Here is a 13,864-nt window from a genome sequence, read left to right on the forward strand (position 1 = left end):
AAGGGATCAGATGGTGATCCCGTGTGTACGAAACGTTACGCCACGGCCGGTTCCCGCCGGGCGGCACGGCGCCGGGCGGCCAGCTCCGGGTCGAGCGCGGGTACGGCGGCCAGGAGCCGCTCGGTGTACGGCTCGCGCGGGCTGTCGTACACCTCGTCGGCGGGCCCGTACTCGACGAGCCGGCCGCGGCGCATCACCGCGACCCGGTCGCTGACCTGGCGGACGACGGCGAGGTCGTGCGCGATGAAGACCAGCGCGAGGCCGAGTTCCCGCTGGAGTTCGCCGAGCAGGGCGACCACCTGGGCCTGGGTGGTGACGTCGAGCGCGGAGACGGGTTCGTCGCAGACGATGACGCGCGGCTCGGCGGCGAGCGCACGCGCGATGCCGATGCGCTGGCGCTGCCCGCCGCTGAACTCGTGCGGGTAGCGGTCGTAGTGCGCCCCTTCGAGCCCCACGCGCTCCAGCAGTTCCGTCACGCGCCCCCGGATCCGCTCCTCGTCCCGGTCGCCCCGCGCGCGGAGCGGGTCGGCGATGGACTCGCCCACGCTGCGGCGGGGGTTGAGGGAGGAGACGGGGTCCTGGAAGACCATCTGGACGGCCGGGTTCACGCCGGTGTGCGGGCGTCCTTCGTAGCGGATCTCGCCGGCGGTGGGTTCCAGCAGCCCGACGAGCATGCGGCCGAGCGTGGTCTTGCCGCTGCCGCTCTCGCCGACCACGCCGAGGGTCTCGCCGCGCCGGACGGTCACCGAGACGTCGTCCACGGCCACGACCGCCCGCTTGCCGCGCCCGAACGCGCGCCGCACCCCGGTGGCCTCCAGCACGACCTCGTCGGTGGCCGGGGAGCCGGTCCGGCGGGCGTCCAGGCGCGGGACGGCGTCGAGGAGTTCGCGGGTGTACGGCTCGGCGGGCGCCGCGAGGACCGCGCCGACCGGGCCGCGCTCGACGGCCCTGCCGTGCCGCATGACGAGGACGTCGTCCACGCTCTCGGCGGCCACGCCCACGTCGTGGGTGACGAGCAGCAGGCCCATGCCGGTCTCCTCGCGCAGCGCGTGCAGCAGGTCGAGGATCTGGGCCTGGACGGTGACGTCCAGGGCGGTGGTCGGCTCGTCGGCGATCAGCAGGTCCGGTTCGCAGGCGAGGGCCATGGCGATGAGGGCGCGCTGGCGCATGCCGCCGCTGAACTCGTGCGGGCGGGACCGGGACCGGCGTACCGCGTCCGGGATCCCCACCCGGTCCAGGACCTCCACGGCACGCGCGCGTGCGGTGCGACGCGACACGCGCGCGTGGACGCGGTGGACCTCGGCGATCTGGTCGCCGATCGCGTGGTACGGGTCGAGCGAGGACAGCGGGTCCTGGAAGACCATGGCGGCCCTGGCGCCGCGCAGCCGGCGCAGCTCCTCGTCGGAGGCCGCCTGTACGTCGGTGCCGGCGACCCGGACCGAGCCGCCGACCCGGGCCCCGGTGCCCCGGTGCAGGCCCAGCAGGGCACCCGCGACCGTGGACTTGCCGGAGCCGGACTCGCCGACCAGGGCGAGGGCGGCGCCCTTCGCCAGGCTGAAGGAGAGCCCGTCGACGGCGCGCACGGCGCCGAACTCGACGGTCAGGCCGGTCACGTCCACCAGGCTCGTGTCCGCCGCTTCCACCAGGCTCATGCGAGCACCACCCGTCGGTCGGCCACCGCGTACAGGACGTCCGCGACGGCGTTGGAGAGAACCACGAAGAAGCCCATGACCAGGACCATGCCGACGACCACCGGCAGGTCGACGACCTTCACCGCGTGCACCAGCTCCTGGCCGATGCCGGGCAGGCCGAAGAGGGTCTCGGTGAGGACGGCGCCGCCGATGGCCGAGCCGAAGGTGATCGCGTTGAGCGCGATGACGGAGGCCGTCGCGCCGCGCAGCGCGTGCCGGGCGATCACCGCGCGCTCGGTCACGCCGTAGGCCCGGAACGTGCGGATGTGGTCCTCGGCGAGGGTCTCCAGCATCGACGCCCGGGTGAGCCGGGCGAAGTTGGCCGCCTCGATGAGCGCGAGGGAGAGCCAGGGAAGCAGCAGGTTCCACGCCCACTGTTCGGGGTCGTCGGTGAAGTTCACGTACTGCGGGAAGGGCAGCAGCTGCAGTTCGCCGCAGACGACGATCATCAGGATGAGGCCGATGACGAAGACGGGGGTGGCGGTGCCGGCGAGCGTGATCGCGGTCAGGACGCGTTCGGAGAGCCGGCCGCGCCGCCAGGCGGACAGCACGCCGGTGCCGACGCCGAGCAGCAGCCAGATCACCATCGCGCCGATCACCAGCGAGAAGCTCACCGGCAGCCTGGTCAGGATGATGTCGGTGACCTGCCGGTCGGTCTGGTACGACTGGCCGAGGCAGGGCGCCGAGCAGTGCTCGACGGAGGTGCCCGTCGAGAAGTCCTGGCCCACGAAGAGGCCCTGCAGGAAGTGCCAGTAGCGCACGTACAGCGGGTCGTCGAGGTGGAGTTGCTGGGCCACCTGGTGGACCTGGGCCGGGGAGCAGCGCGGGCCGCAGGTGATCTGGGCGACGTTGCCGGGCGTGACGTAGAAGACGACGTAGATGATCACCGAGAGCACGAACAGGGTGACCACGGCGCCGATGACCCGGCGCAGGACGAATCCGGTGAAGCCGTTCACGCCGGGTCCCCCTTCTTCGGCACGGCAGTCTCCGCCACGGCCGTCTCCGCGCGGCTCTCCGGCTTCGGTACGGCCGTCTCCGCGCGGGCCTCCCGCTTGCGGCCGGTGCCTATGCGCAGCCGGGACGCGGCGCGCGGGTCGAGCGCGACGCGGACGCCGTCGCCGAGGACGGTCATCGCGAACACGGTCACGAACAGGGCGAGGGCGGGCAGCAGCAGGTACTGCGGGGCCGCCTGGTACCAGACGTCGGCGGAGGTGAGCATCTGCCCCCACGAGGGCGTGGGCGGCTTCACGCCGACGCCGAGGAAGGACAGGGCCGCCTCGGCGCTGATGTTCTGCGGCACCAGCAGCGCGGCATACGTGATGACCGGCGCGGCGAGGCCCGGGAGGAGTTCGCGTACGGCGGTCCGCCAGGTGCTCCAGCCGCTGAGCCGGGACGCGGCGACGTAGTCGAGGTTCTTCAGGGCGAGGGTCTGCGCGCGGACCATCGTCGCCGTCGTGGCCCATCCGGAGACCAGGGAGATGATCAGCGCGACGAGGACGGGCCGCGGGAAGCTGTCGGGCACGACGGCCAGCAGGGCGAGCGCCATGATCATCAGCGGCATCGAGATGAAGAGGTCGGTGACGCGGCTCAGGATCAGGTCGACCCAGCGGTTGCCCAGCCCGGCGGCCACACCCATGGCGACGCCGAGGACGACCTGCACCAGCGTGGCGCCCAGCGACACGCCCAGGGAGACCCGTGCGCCGTAGACCAGCCGGGCGAACATGTCGCGTCCGGTCTGCGGTTCGATGCCCAGCCAGTGGTCGGGGCCGATGCCGCCGAAGGAGCCGATGGGCACGCCCCCGCGCGCGGAGTCGATCAGGGAGGGGTGGTAGGTGGTGGGGTCCTGGCCCTCCACCGCGGTGAGCAGCGGCGCGGCGAGGGCGACCAGGACGAGCAGCGCGACGACGGCCGCGGCGACCAGGGCGGCGCGCTGCGCCCGCAGCCGCCGCCAGAACTGACGTGCCCCCGAGACCGCCGGGACGGAGGTGTCCGTCCCGGCGGTCTCGACGGCGACAAGTGCCTCGCTCACGGCGCTACTTCACCGCGACCTGGGAGATGTCCAGGACGCCGGTCCAGTCGCTGATGACGACGCCCTTGACGTCCTTGCCGTACAGACGCTTGTAGACCGGGTGGAACAGCGGCACGACGAGGGCCTGCTCGCCGATCTTCTTGTCCAGTGCACCCCATCGCTGGGCGGCGGCGTCAAGGTCGGTCAACTTGTTGATCGCGTCAATCTCGGCATTGACCGACTTGTCGTTCAGCAGGCCCGTGTTGAAGTTCGCTCCGTCCTTGACGATCTGCCGGCCGTCGAAGATGGGGGCGAGGAAGGGACCGCCGGAGGGCCAGTCGGCACCCCAGTGGGCGAGGAAGAAGCCCGGCTCGGTCTTCACGCTGTGGATCTTGTCCCGGTAGTCGTTGTCCTCCAGGCCCTGCAGCTTGACCGTGATGCCGGCCTTCTTGAGCGCGTCCTGGACGGCGGTGGCGATCTCCGGGCTGGTCTCGAAGTCCTTGTTGTTGGAGTGGGTCAGCGTGATGGTGAGCCCGCTCTTGTGACCGGCCTGCGCGAGCAGCTCCCTGGCCTTCGCCGGGTTGCCGGACCTGCCCGCCGGGAACGGGTCGTACGGCGTGTAGCCGAAGGACTTCTGGTTCGGCAGGAAGGTGGTCGCGGAGTCGGCGAGGGCGCTGCCGCCGGCCGCGTTGACCACGGAGGACCGGTCGATGGCGTACGCGATCGCCTGGCGCACCTTGGGGTTGTCGAAGGGCTTCACCTTCGGGTTGAACGCCAGGTAGTTCGTGTAGCCGAAGTGGCCGGTGCCCACGCGTGCGGCCAGCTCCTTGTCGCCGGTCACCTTGGCGAGTTCGGCCGGGCCGAGGTTGGTGTCCGTGGTGACGGCGGCGGCGTCCGCACCCTGGGACGCGGACAGCCGCTGGTTGATCACCGAGGAGTCGAGACCGGAACGGACGTCGATCTTGTCCGGGTACGCCTTGCGCTCGGCGTCGGTCGCCGCCGACCAGTGCGTGTTGCGCTCCAGGACGAGGTGCTCGCCGTCGTTCTCGTTCTCGACGACCTTGTAGGGGCCGGACGAGATGGGGTGCGACTCGTACTTCGTGCCCGTGTCCTTGCTCTTGGGCACCGGGGCGAACTGCGTCTGGGTGGCGAGGTACGGGAACTCGCCCTCGGGCTTGTTCAGGTGGAACACGATGGTCCGGGCGTCCGGCGTCTCGATCGCGGACAGGCCCTTCTTGTCCTTGTACGGCCCCTGGTAGTCGGCGGCCCCGACCAGCCAGTCACGCAAGTAGGGGGCGCCGCCGGAGAGTTCGGGGGCGAAGGAGCGCTCGACGCCGTACTTGATGTCTGCCGAGGTGATCGGCGTGCCGTCCTCGTACGCGAGTCCCTTCTTCAAGGTGTACGTCCACACGGTCGCGTCCTTGTTGGGGCGCCCGGTGTCGGTGGCCAGGTCCGGGACGACCTCGGCGCCGGCCGCGCCGTTCTCGCGGTTGCGCGTGGTGAGGGTGCGGTAGACGAGCGAGGGAACGTTCCCGCCGCCGGAGGTGTACAGCCGCGCGGGGTCGAAGTCGGACTGCGGTTCGGAGTTCAGGACCGTCAGCGTGCCGCCCTTGTGGGGCGTGGAGTCGCCACCGGAGCCCTTGGCATCGCTGTCCTTCGGGCCGCAGGCGGCGGCGCCCGCTGCCACGACCAGGCTGACGGATGCCGCTGCCACGCGGCGCGCTATGACGGACGGTTGACGCATCGGAATGACGACCTCTCGGGGTGACGTGTCGGGGATCGATCGAGGGATTCTCGAAAGGTGAGACATGCGATCGAGGAATGAGACGACTGCGGGCAGACGTCGGCCCCGGCGTCGGGTCGTCGAAAAATCCGTGACACGGTCACGGACGGAGAGGAGAAGAAGGGTCGCGACGCGAACGCCGGGGAGGCGGCGTCAGCGACAGTGGATGTCGGCCACGCAGAGCGCGGTCACGCCGATGAGCGCCAGCTCGATGGCGGCGCTGCTGCAGACGGCATGACTAGACCACATGCGCAGAAATATGAACGACCATACGGGCTCATGTCAATGTGACATAAGTGGCGCGCGTCAACTGCCGGGGTAAGGCCATGGGTTGGGCCGGCAGTGGATTCCGTCGTGGTCCAGGAACTTCGTCTGCTGCTGCATGACGGGTGCCAGTTCGCCGTCCTTCTGGCAGGTGACGTGCCCGTTGCCGAGCCGGTGGCCGACCTCATGGTTGATCAACATTTGCCGGTACGCATGGATCCGGTCACCGTATGTCTTGCTGCCTTGAGCCCACCGGTACGCATTGATCATGACGCGTTCGGTCGCGGCCGAGTCGCAGGAGACGTTGTCCTCCGTCGTGTCCAGGCCGGACTTGGCGCACCACTTGGCGGTGGTGCCGGGGCTGGCCAGCGTGATCACGAAGTCGGGTTTGCCGGAGGAGATGCGCTCGAAGGTACGGGCGCGGCCGTGGGCCCAGCTGCGCGGGTCGTTCAGGGTCTTCTGCACGGCCTCGGCGAAGAGCGCGCCGTCCAGCCCGAGCCCCTGCTCGACGTCGACGCGGTAGCGGTACTTCTGTCCGGCGCCGGGTGCCTTGTCGAAACCGGGCACGGCGTCGAACTTGCCCGAGCCGGCCAGCGTGGCGCCGAGGGGGTACCTCTTGGCCATCTTCTGGTCGTACGTCAGCGTCACCGCGCTCGGCACGGTGGAGGGCGTCGGCCCGGCGGAGCCACGCGCGTCGCGGCCCTGGTCGGTGGCGGACCGCGCCTGTACGTCGCCGTCGTCCTGCCCCTTCGTCACCTGCCCGGCGACGACCACCGCGAGCACGGTGGTGACGGCAGCCGCCGCGATGCCGGTGAAGGCCCAGCCCTTGCCCCCGCCGCGCTGGGCGGGCACCTCGACGCCGTCCGCCGCGGCGACGGAGGCCTGCGGCGCCTCGGCCGACACGTCCCCGGTACGGCGTCCCCGGCCCGCGCCGGCCGCGAAGGCGTCGGTGTCCCCGGGGCCCCGGGTCCCGTCGCCGGCGCCGTCGAAGGCGTCGAGGTAGTCCTGCCGGGGGCCACGGCCGCGCCCCGGCCCGCCCGGCGCCTGCCGCTGCCGCGGCAGCGTGACCCCGGGCCCGGCGGCGCCGGCCGGCCGCCCGGCGAACTCTCCCCAGCCGCCGCCGGCCTCCCGCTGCTCGGGATGGCCGCCCCGCGCGGAAGCCCCGTCACGGAGACGTGGCGTCCCGCGCGCGGGAGTGCCGTCGGGAAGCCCCTGCGTGCCCTGCGCCGACGGACCGCCCTGCACGGACGGACCGCCGGGAAACCTCGGCATCCCGTGGGCCGGTGTGCCGTCCGGCAGTCGGGGCGTGCCGTCCCCTTGGCTCTCGGAGCGCGTGCCCCGCTTGTCCCCCCGCCTTGCGGCTATGTCCGCGGACTCGCTCTTCGGGGCCGGTCCGCGGCGGCTGTGGCGTCCCACCCTGGCCCTCAGCTCCCCGCGCCCGCGGCCGTGGCGACGGCACCCTCGCCGGAGTCGGCCCGCTGTGCCAGCAGTTCCCGGAACGCGTCGGCCACCACCTCGGGGTACTCCATCATCGCGACATGCCCGGCGTCCGGCAGGGACAGCAGCCGGGAGCCGCGGAAGGAGCGGGCCGCCCTGCCGGCCATGCGGAAGCCGACCAGCTGGTCCCGGCCGCCGTAGATCAGCAGGGTCGGGGCCAGCACCCGCTCGGCCTGGCGCCACAGGCCGTGCTGCCCGCCGAGCGTGTACGCGTTGACGATCCCGCGCGCGGAGCGGGCCATCGCGTCCCAGAAGTACGGCAGCTGCAGCCGCCGCTCCAGCTCCTCCACGGCCGCCTGGAACGCCTCCGGCGAGACCCGCCCGGGGTCGCCGTAGCAGAGCGCCATGACCCCGCGCACCCGCTGCTCGGGCGTCCACTCCTTGGTGAGCCGGGTGAACAGGGCGGCGATGCCGGGCACGCCGAGCAGCGCCGTGGGCACCGCGGTGCGCTGCACCCGCAGCTCGGGCAGGGCGGGCGAGACGAGCGTGAGCGTGCGGACGAGGTCGGGGCGTACGGCGGCCACGCGCGTGGTGACCGCGCCGCCGAGCGAGTTGCCGAAGAGGTGGACCGGGCCCCGGCCGGCTGCGTCGAGATAGCGGATCACCGCGCGCGCGTGCCCGGTGACGGAGTAGTCGCCGTCGTCCGGGGGCGGCGAGTCACCGAAGCCGGGCAGGTCGACCGCCTCGCTGTCCACGACGTCGTCCAGCTCGGCCATGAGCGACGACCAGTTCTGCGAGGAGCCGCCGAGTCCGTGGACGTACAGCGCGGGCGGCAGGTCCTCGCGCGCGGGGCGCCGGGAACGGATCGACAGGGTGACGCCGGGCAGGCCCACGGACCGCAGCCGCTCGCCCTCGCCGACCCGGACGGGCGCCACCTTGGGAAGCACACTGGCGGCCGGCACGGACGGCGACTCGGTCGAAGACATGCGGCAATGTTACGAGGTGATCACGCCGAGGTCCGTGTGTTCGCCGTCACAGAATGAGCCAGGCGCGGCCGGAGACCCGGGGGAACGAACGGGCCTGATGCATGGCGTCCGGATCAGCTGTCTCCTAGGCTCGTACAGAGGGCACCCGCGTTGTGACCCCCTGCCGCTTCCAGGGACGTTCGGAGGAAGGGAGCCCACCATGGCCTATGACCCCACCGAGCCCGACGCGATCGAGGACATCGAGGACTTCGAGGACGCGGAGGCCGACGCGGCGGAGATCGACGTCGAGGCACCCGAAGTGGACGCTGCCGAGCAGCACGCGGACCTCACGCCGGACCGCGACGACCCTTTGACGGGCGTGAACCCGGACCGTGGGAACGAGGCCGATCTCATGGAACAGGCGCGCGTGGTCTCGCTCGACGAGGACGACTACCGCTGACCTCGCAGGACCACACCTGCCCCCGGTCGGTCGCGGCAGGCGGGCCGTACGGCTTTCGCCGCCGTCCGCCACGTGAAATTCTGCGCTCGCACCGCGCACACCACGGTTACCGAAAAGTACGATGGCCGCGCGGCCGACACCGCATGTGGACGACTTTGGGAGGCGGCGTGACAGCCATCGAGCAAACTGAGGCGGCACGCCCACGGGGCACCCGTCTGCCGCGCCGAGCCCGGCGGAACCAGCTGCTGGGTGCCGCTCAGGAGGTTTTCGTCGCGCAGGGCTACCACGCGGCGGCGATGGACGACATCGCCGAGCGGGCCGGCGTGAGCAAGCCGGTGCTGTACCAGCACTTCCCCGGCAAGCTCGACCTCTATCTCGCCCTGCTGGACCAGCACTGCGAGTCGCTGATCCAGGCGGTGCGCGGCGCGCTGGCGTCGACGACCGACAACAAGCAGCGCGTGCGGGCGACGATGGACGCCTACTTCGCGTACGTGGAGGACGACGGCGGGGCCTTCCGGCTGGTCTTCGAGTCGGACCTGACGAACGAGCCCGCGGTGCGCGAGCGCGTGGACAAGGTCACCAACGACTGCGCCGAGGCGATCTGCGACGTCATCGCCGAGGACACGGGCCTCTCGCGCGCGGAGTCGATGCTGCTCGCCTCCGGTCTCGGCGGACTCGCCCAGGTGGTGGCCCGTTCCTGGCTGCACAGCGACCGCAGCGTCCCGCGCGACCAGGCGGTCCAGCTGCTGGCCTCGCTGGCCTGGCGGGGCATCGCCGGTTTCCCGCTGCACGGCACCGAACCCCACTGACGGCCGTACGCCCGCGTTTTGTTCCCGCGCGGTGTTCGCTCCTGGCGTTCCGGCCCAGAGCGTGTACGTCCCTTCACCGGGCTAATGTGTGCGGGGTACGGCGCGGAAGATCGCGCACATCACTGACCGTCGGAGGGACATAGCCGTGGAGGTCAAGATCGGCGTGCAGTACGCGCCCCGCGAGATCGTTCTGGAGAGCGGTCAGAGCGTCGAGGAGGTCGAGCGTCTGGTCAGCGAGGCGCTGTCCGGGAAGACGCAGCTGCTGAGCCTCCAGGACGAGAAGGGCCGCAAGGTCCTGGTGCCGACGGACCGTCTGGCGTACGTGGAGATCGGCGAGCCGACCGTGCGCAAGGTGGGTTTCGGCACGCTGTGAGGCCGAAGCCGTGAGAAGGGCCCGGCGGCCGTGTGCCGCCGGGCCCTTCCGCATCGTGTGCGCAGGGGGTGCGCGCACATATGGAGCACAAGTCCTCCACAGCGAAGGATTGCAACGCGCAGGTCACGGGTATGACGGGCTACGACCGTCGCGCCAGACCGGCCGTGGGAGGGACCCCCGACATGATCTTCGAAGCACTCGGCTCCGCCGTGCTCGGTCTGATCCTCGCCCTGGCGGCGGCACACCGGCTCGCCCATCGCCTGCCGGCCCGCCCGCTGGTGTACTCGACAGGGGTCGCGGGAGCCCTCTTCGGCGACTTCGTCACGCACACCGCGCTGGGCCCCGGCACCGGCCTGCTCAGCCTCCTGGGCGCCGCGATCATCTCGGTGGCGTCCCTGTCCCTGCTCCTCCGCCCGACAGGCCGCCTGCGCCGACGATCGGCGACGGCGTAGGAACCGGAAGCCTTTCGGCGAAGGTCGGCCGGGAAGGGGCGCGGGGCTGTATCGATATGCGGCTCCGCCGCGTGCGCGGGACAAGCCACGACGCACCCGCAGCCGCGCAACACCCCGCACCCCCCCGGCGGAGCGCACCGGCTCTCAGGCCGCGAGGCCCAGCGCAGCCATCCGCTTCGTGTGCGCCTCGGTGATCCGCGAGAACATCCTCCCGACCTCCGCGAGATCGAACCCGTCGGCCACCCCGCCCACGAGCATCGTGGACAGCGCGTCCCGGTCCGCGACCACCCGCTGCGACTGCGACAGCGCCTCGCCCATCAGCCGCCGCGCCCACAGCGCCAGCCGACCGCCCACGCGCGGGTCGGCGTCGATGGCCGCGCGTACCTTCTCCACCGCGAACCCGGCGTGCCCCGTGTCGTCGAGCACGGCGAGGACCAGCTCGCGCGTGTCGGAGTCGAGGCGGGCCGCGACCTCCCGGTAGAAGTCGCTCGCGATGGAGTCGCCGACGTACGCCTTGACCAGGCCCTCCAGCCAGTCCGAGGGCGCGGTCTGCTTGTGGAAGCCGTCGAGCGCGGCGACGAACGGGTCCATGGCCGCCGTCGGCTCCTCGCCGATCTCGGTCAGCCGGTCCCGCAGCCTTTCGAAGTGGTGGAACTCCGCCGAGGCCATCTTCGCCAGCTCCGCCTTGTCCGCGAGGGTCGGCGCCAGCTTGGCATCCTCCGCGAGCCGCTCGAACGCCGCCAGTTCCCCGTACGCGAGCGCCCCGAGCAGGTCCACGACCGCGGCGCGGTACTGCGGGTCGGCGGACGCCTGCGCCCAGTCCTGGGCGGCGACACCGGTGGGTTCTGCGGGTTCGGCGGACGCGTTCTCAGGCTTGTCAGAGCTAGTCATGAGGCGCACAATAGCCCGCTCGGCGCCCCGCTCAAGTCCCCGTCCGATCACTGTGACCACGACTACGTGACCAAATCGGCCATCGCATGTGCGCGAATCCGGGGTATGGTGGTAATGCGCCTGGCTGAGTGCGTTGACGATGTTCGACGTGTCCCGACAGGCCGCACGCATGAGGATGCCCGGTCGGTGGCCCGATCGGCTCCGACCCGACAGCCCTCCGAGGGCGTACGGCAAGGACCGTACGACGACAGGAGGGACCCCTCAGCGGTACGAGCGCTAGAGCGTCGGCAGAGGTCCCGTGTCTTACGGCTTGCCCGAGTGGTTCGTCCGTACGGCAGCCGACGTCCCCGGCACGGTCAGTCATGACCCCCGCGCTCGCCTCGCACCGCGCACACAGAAGAGGCAGCACCCTGACTACGACGTTCCGAGAACTTGGGATCCTCCCCGAGACCGCCGAGGCCCTGGAAGCCGTCGGCATCATCACTCCCTTCCCCATCCAGGAGATGACGCTCCCCGTAGCCCTGTCCGGCACGGACGTCATCGGCCAGGCCAAGACCGGCACCGGCAAGACGCTGGGCTTCGGCCTCCCGCTCCTTGAGCGCGTCACCGTCCCCGCCGACGTCGAGGCCGGACGCGCCGCCCCCGAGGCCCTCACCGACGCCCCGCAGGCGCTCGTCGTCGTCCCCACGCGCGAGCTGTGCACCCAGGTCACCAACGACCTGCTGACGGCCGGCAAGGTCCGTAACGTGCGCGTGACGGCGATCTACGGCGGCCGGGCCTACGAGCCCCAGGTCGAGGCCCTGAAGAAGGGCGTCGACGTGGTCGTCGGCACCCCGGGCCGACTGCTCGACCTCGCGGGCCAGAAGAAGCTGAACCTGAAGCACGTCAAGTGCCTGGTCCTCGACGAGGCCGACGAGATGCTCGACCTGGGCTTCCTGCCCGACGTCGAGAAGATCATCGACATGCTGCCGGTCAAGCGCCAGACCATGCTGTTCTCGGCGACCATGCCGGGCGCGGTCATCGGCCTCGCGCGCCGCTACATGTCGCGGCCCACGCACATCCGCGCCACCGCGCCGGACGACGAGGGCGCGACGGTCGCGAACATCAAGCAGTTCGTGTACCGCGGTCACTCCATGGACAAGCCGGAGATGGTCGCGCGCATCCTGCAGGCGGAGGGCCGCGGCCTCGCGATGATCTTCTGCCGTACCAAGCGCACGGCAGCCGACATCGCCGAGCAGCTCCAGCGCCGCGGGTTCGCCTCCGGCGCGGTCCACGGCGACCTCGGCCAGGGCGCCCGCGAGCAGGCCCTGCGGGCCTTCCGCAACGGCAAGGTCGACGTCCTCGTCTGCACCGACGTCGCCGCGCGCGGTATCGACGTCGAGGGCGTGACCCACGTCATCAACTACCAGTCCCCCGAGGACGAGAAGACGTACCTGCACCGCGTCGGCCGTACGGGCCGCGCGGGCGCGAAGGGTACGGCGATCACGTTCGTCGACTGGGACGACATCCCGCGCTGGCAGCTGATCAACAAGGCGCTGGAGCTGGACTTCAACGACCCGGTGGAGACGTACTCGACGTCCCCGCACCTCTTCTCCGACCTCGGCATTCCCGCGGGGACCAAGGGCGTCCTGCCCCGGTCCGAGCGGACCCGTGCCGGGCTGGACGCGGAGGAGCTGGAGGACCTGGGCGAGACCGGCGGGCGAGGCGCGCGCGGCCGTGGCCGTGGTGGCCGTGCCGAGCCGGCCCCGGTCGAGCGTGAGCGTCCGGCCCGTACGCCGCGCCGGCGCCGCCGTACGCGCGGCGGATCGCCGCTGGACGCCTCCCCCGCCGCGCCGGCGCCGGCCGCCGAGACCTCCGGTACGGAGGAGACCCCGGCCGCGACCCGCACCCCGCGCCGTCGTCGCCGTACCCGTGGCGGAGCACCGTCGGAGCCGGTGACGGCCACGGCGGCGTCCACGCCGACCGAGGAGACCGCCGTCGAGACGGTGGCCACGGCGGAGGGTCCGGCCGTCCTGGACACCCCGGACACCCCGGACAAGCCGCGCCGCCGCCGCACGCGGAAGTCGGCGACGACCGAGCCCGCCGCGGTGACCGAGCCCGTGACCGAGCCCGTGATCGCGGACGCCCCGGTGACCGAGGCCGCTGTGGCCACGGAGACCGAGCCGCGCCGCCGCACGCGGAAGACGACGGCCGCCGCCGAGGCTGCTGTGGACACGGCCGAGGCCACCGAGGCCAAGCCGCGCCGCACCCGCAAGACCGCGGCTGCCGCTCCCGAGGTCACCGAAGCGGAAGCCGAGGCCAAGCCGCGCCGGACGCGCAAGACCGCCGCTGCCGCCGAGGCCGCCGTCGACACCGCCGAAGCCACCGAGGCCAAGCCGCGCCGCACCCGCAAGACCGCGGCTGCCGCACCCGAGGCCACCGAGGCAGAGGCCGAGGCCAAGCCGCGCCGGACGCGCAAGACGGCCGCAGCCGCTCCCGAGGTCACCGAAGCGGAAGCCGAGGCCAAGCCGCGCCGGACGCGGAAGACCGCCGCTGCCGCCGAGGCCGCCGTCGACACCGCCGAAGCCACGGAAGCCAAGCCGCGCCGCACCCGCAAGACCGCGGCTGCCGCACCCGAGGCCACCGAGGCAGAGGCTGAGGCCAAGCCGCGCCGGACGCGGAAGACCGCCGCTGCCGCCGAGGCCGCCGTCGACACCGCCGAAGCCACGGAAGCCAAGCCGCGCCGCACCCG

The 13,864-nt window shown here is 72.0% G+C and carries 13 protein-coding genes; 5 read left to right on the plus strand and 8 right to left on the minus strand.

All coding sequences use genetic code 11. From position 1 onward, the window contains the following. Positions 1-35: 35 nt before the first annotated feature. The 7 genes from ABZ937_RS34005 to ABZ937_RS34035 form a co-directional block, all read right to left on the minus strand. Positions 36-1,652 carry an ABC transporter ATP-binding protein gene (locus ABZ937_RS34005; RefSeq protein WP_361697578.1) on the minus strand — a complete coding sequence of 539 codons (1,617 nt, stop codon included), beginning with the start codon at positions 1,650-1,652 and terminating at the stop codon, positions 36-38. Next, positions 1,649-2,647 carry an ABC transporter permease gene (locus ABZ937_RS34010; protein WP_361697580.1) on the minus strand — a complete coding sequence of 333 codons (999 nt, stop codon included), beginning with the start codon at positions 2,645-2,647 and terminating at the stop codon, positions 1,649-1,651. Before ABZ937_RS34010 ends, ABZ937_RS34005 begins: the two co-directional genes overlap by 4 nt. Then, positions 2,644-3,720, minus strand: coding sequence for an ABC transporter permease (locus ABZ937_RS34015; protein ID WP_361697582.1), 1,077 nt, complete (start codon positions 3,718-3,720; stop codon positions 2,644-2,646). The genes ABZ937_RS34010 and ABZ937_RS34015 overlap by 4 nt, the downstream gene beginning before the upstream one ends. A gap of 4 nt (positions 3,721-3,724) precedes the next feature. Continuing rightward, on the minus strand, positions 3,725-5,443 hold the full coding sequence (locus ABZ937_RS34020) for an ABC transporter substrate-binding protein (protein WP_361697584.1): 1,719 nt from the start codon (positions 5,441-5,443) through the stop codon (positions 3,725-3,727). A 192-nt stretch (positions 5,444-5,635) separates the two neighbouring features. Then, entirely contained in the window at positions 5,636-5,731 is a 96-nt protein-coding gene (locus ABZ937_RS34025; RefSeq protein ID WP_309550493.1) for an Ms4533A family Cys-rich leader peptide, read from the minus strand. Positions 5,732-5,788: 57 nt separating this feature from the next. After that, complete coding sequence (locus ABZ937_RS34030) at positions 5,789-7,162, minus strand: DUF3152 domain-containing protein (protein ID WP_361697586.1); 1,374 nt, start codon at positions 7,160-7,162, stop codon at positions 5,789-5,791. 8 nt (positions 7,163-7,170) lie between these two features. Beyond that, positions 7,171-8,169: an alpha/beta hydrolase gene (locus ABZ937_RS34035; RefSeq protein ID WP_361697588.1), complete on the minus strand. Its 999-nt coding sequence runs from the start codon at positions 8,167-8,169 to the stop codon at positions 7,171-7,173. Positions 8,170-8,368: 199 nt separating this feature from the next. On the opposite strand from ABZ937_RS34035, the gene ABZ937_RS34040 reads away from it, so the two are divergent. The 4 genes from ABZ937_RS34040 (at position 8,369) to ABZ937_RS34055 (ending at position 10,242) form a co-directional block, all read left to right on the plus strand. Further along, positions 8,369-8,608, plus strand: a complete 240-nt coding sequence (locus ABZ937_RS34040) for a hypothetical protein (protein WP_361697590.1) — start codon at positions 8,369-8,371, stop codon at positions 8,606-8,608. 167 nt (positions 8,609-8,775) lie between these two features. Further along, positions 8,776-9,417 (plus strand): TetR/AcrR family transcriptional regulator, encoded by a 642-nt coding sequence (locus ABZ937_RS34045; protein ID WP_361697592.1) that lies wholly within the window; start codon positions 8,776-8,778, stop codon positions 9,415-9,417. A 145-nt stretch (positions 9,418-9,562) separates the two neighbouring features. After that, the gene (locus ABZ937_RS34050) at positions 9,563-9,790 is read left to right on the plus strand and encodes a DUF3107 domain-containing protein (protein WP_201827726.1); all 228 of its coding nucleotides are present in this window, start codon (positions 9,563-9,565) and stop codon (positions 9,788-9,790) included. A gap of 182 nt (positions 9,791-9,972) precedes the next feature. Beyond that, positions 9,973-10,242: a hypothetical protein gene (locus ABZ937_RS34055; RefSeq protein WP_361697594.1), complete on the plus strand. Its 270-nt coding sequence runs from the start codon at positions 9,973-9,975 to the stop codon at positions 10,240-10,242. Positions 10,243-10,386: 144 nt separating this feature from the next. Here ABZ937_RS34055 and ABZ937_RS34060 read toward each other — a convergent pair whose 3' ends face one another. Further along, positions 10,387-11,142, minus strand: coding sequence for a ferritin-like fold-containing protein (locus ABZ937_RS34060; protein WP_356158066.1), 756 nt, complete (start codon positions 11,140-11,142; stop codon positions 10,387-10,389). Positions 11,143-11,636: 494 nt separating this feature from the next. Between ABZ937_RS34060 and ABZ937_RS34065 the strand changes: the two genes are divergently transcribed. After that, the coding region (locus ABZ937_RS34065; protein WP_361697596.1) for a DEAD/DEAH box helicase at positions 11,637-13,864 on the plus strand (2,228 nt) is incomplete at its 3' end.

This window comes from Streptomyces sp. NPDC046727 (assembly GCF_040645635.1).
Lineage (GTDB): Bacteria > Actinomycetota > Actinomycetes > Streptomycetales > Streptomycetaceae > Streptomyces.

What these genes read in the sequence shown, in the direction of transcription:
- ABZ937_RS34005 (WP_361697578.1), bottom strand. Translation starts at nt 1,652, where the DNA reads ATGAGCCTGGTGGAAGCGGCGGACACGAGCCTGGTGGACGTGACCGGC.
- ABZ937_RS34020 (WP_361697584.1), bottom strand. Translation starts at nt 5,443, where the DNA reads ATGCGTCAACCGTCCGTCATAGCGCGCCGCGTGGCAGCGGCATCCGTC.
- ABZ937_RS34025 (WP_309550493.1), bottom strand. Translation starts at nt 5,731, where the DNA reads ATGTGGTCTAGTCATGCCGTCTGCAGCAGCGCCGCCATCGAGCTGGCG.
- ABZ937_RS34035 (WP_361697588.1), bottom strand. Translation starts at nt 8,169, where the DNA reads ATGTCTTCGACCGAGTCGCCGTCCGTGCCGGCCGCCAGTGTGCTTCCC.
- ABZ937_RS34040 (WP_361697590.1), top strand. Translation starts at nt 8,369, where the DNA reads ATGGCCTATGACCCCACCGAGCCCGACGCGATCGAGGACATCGAGGAC.
- ABZ937_RS34055 (WP_361697594.1), top strand. Translation starts at nt 9,973, where the DNA reads ATGATCTTCGAAGCACTCGGCTCCGCCGTGCTCGGTCTGATCCTCGCC.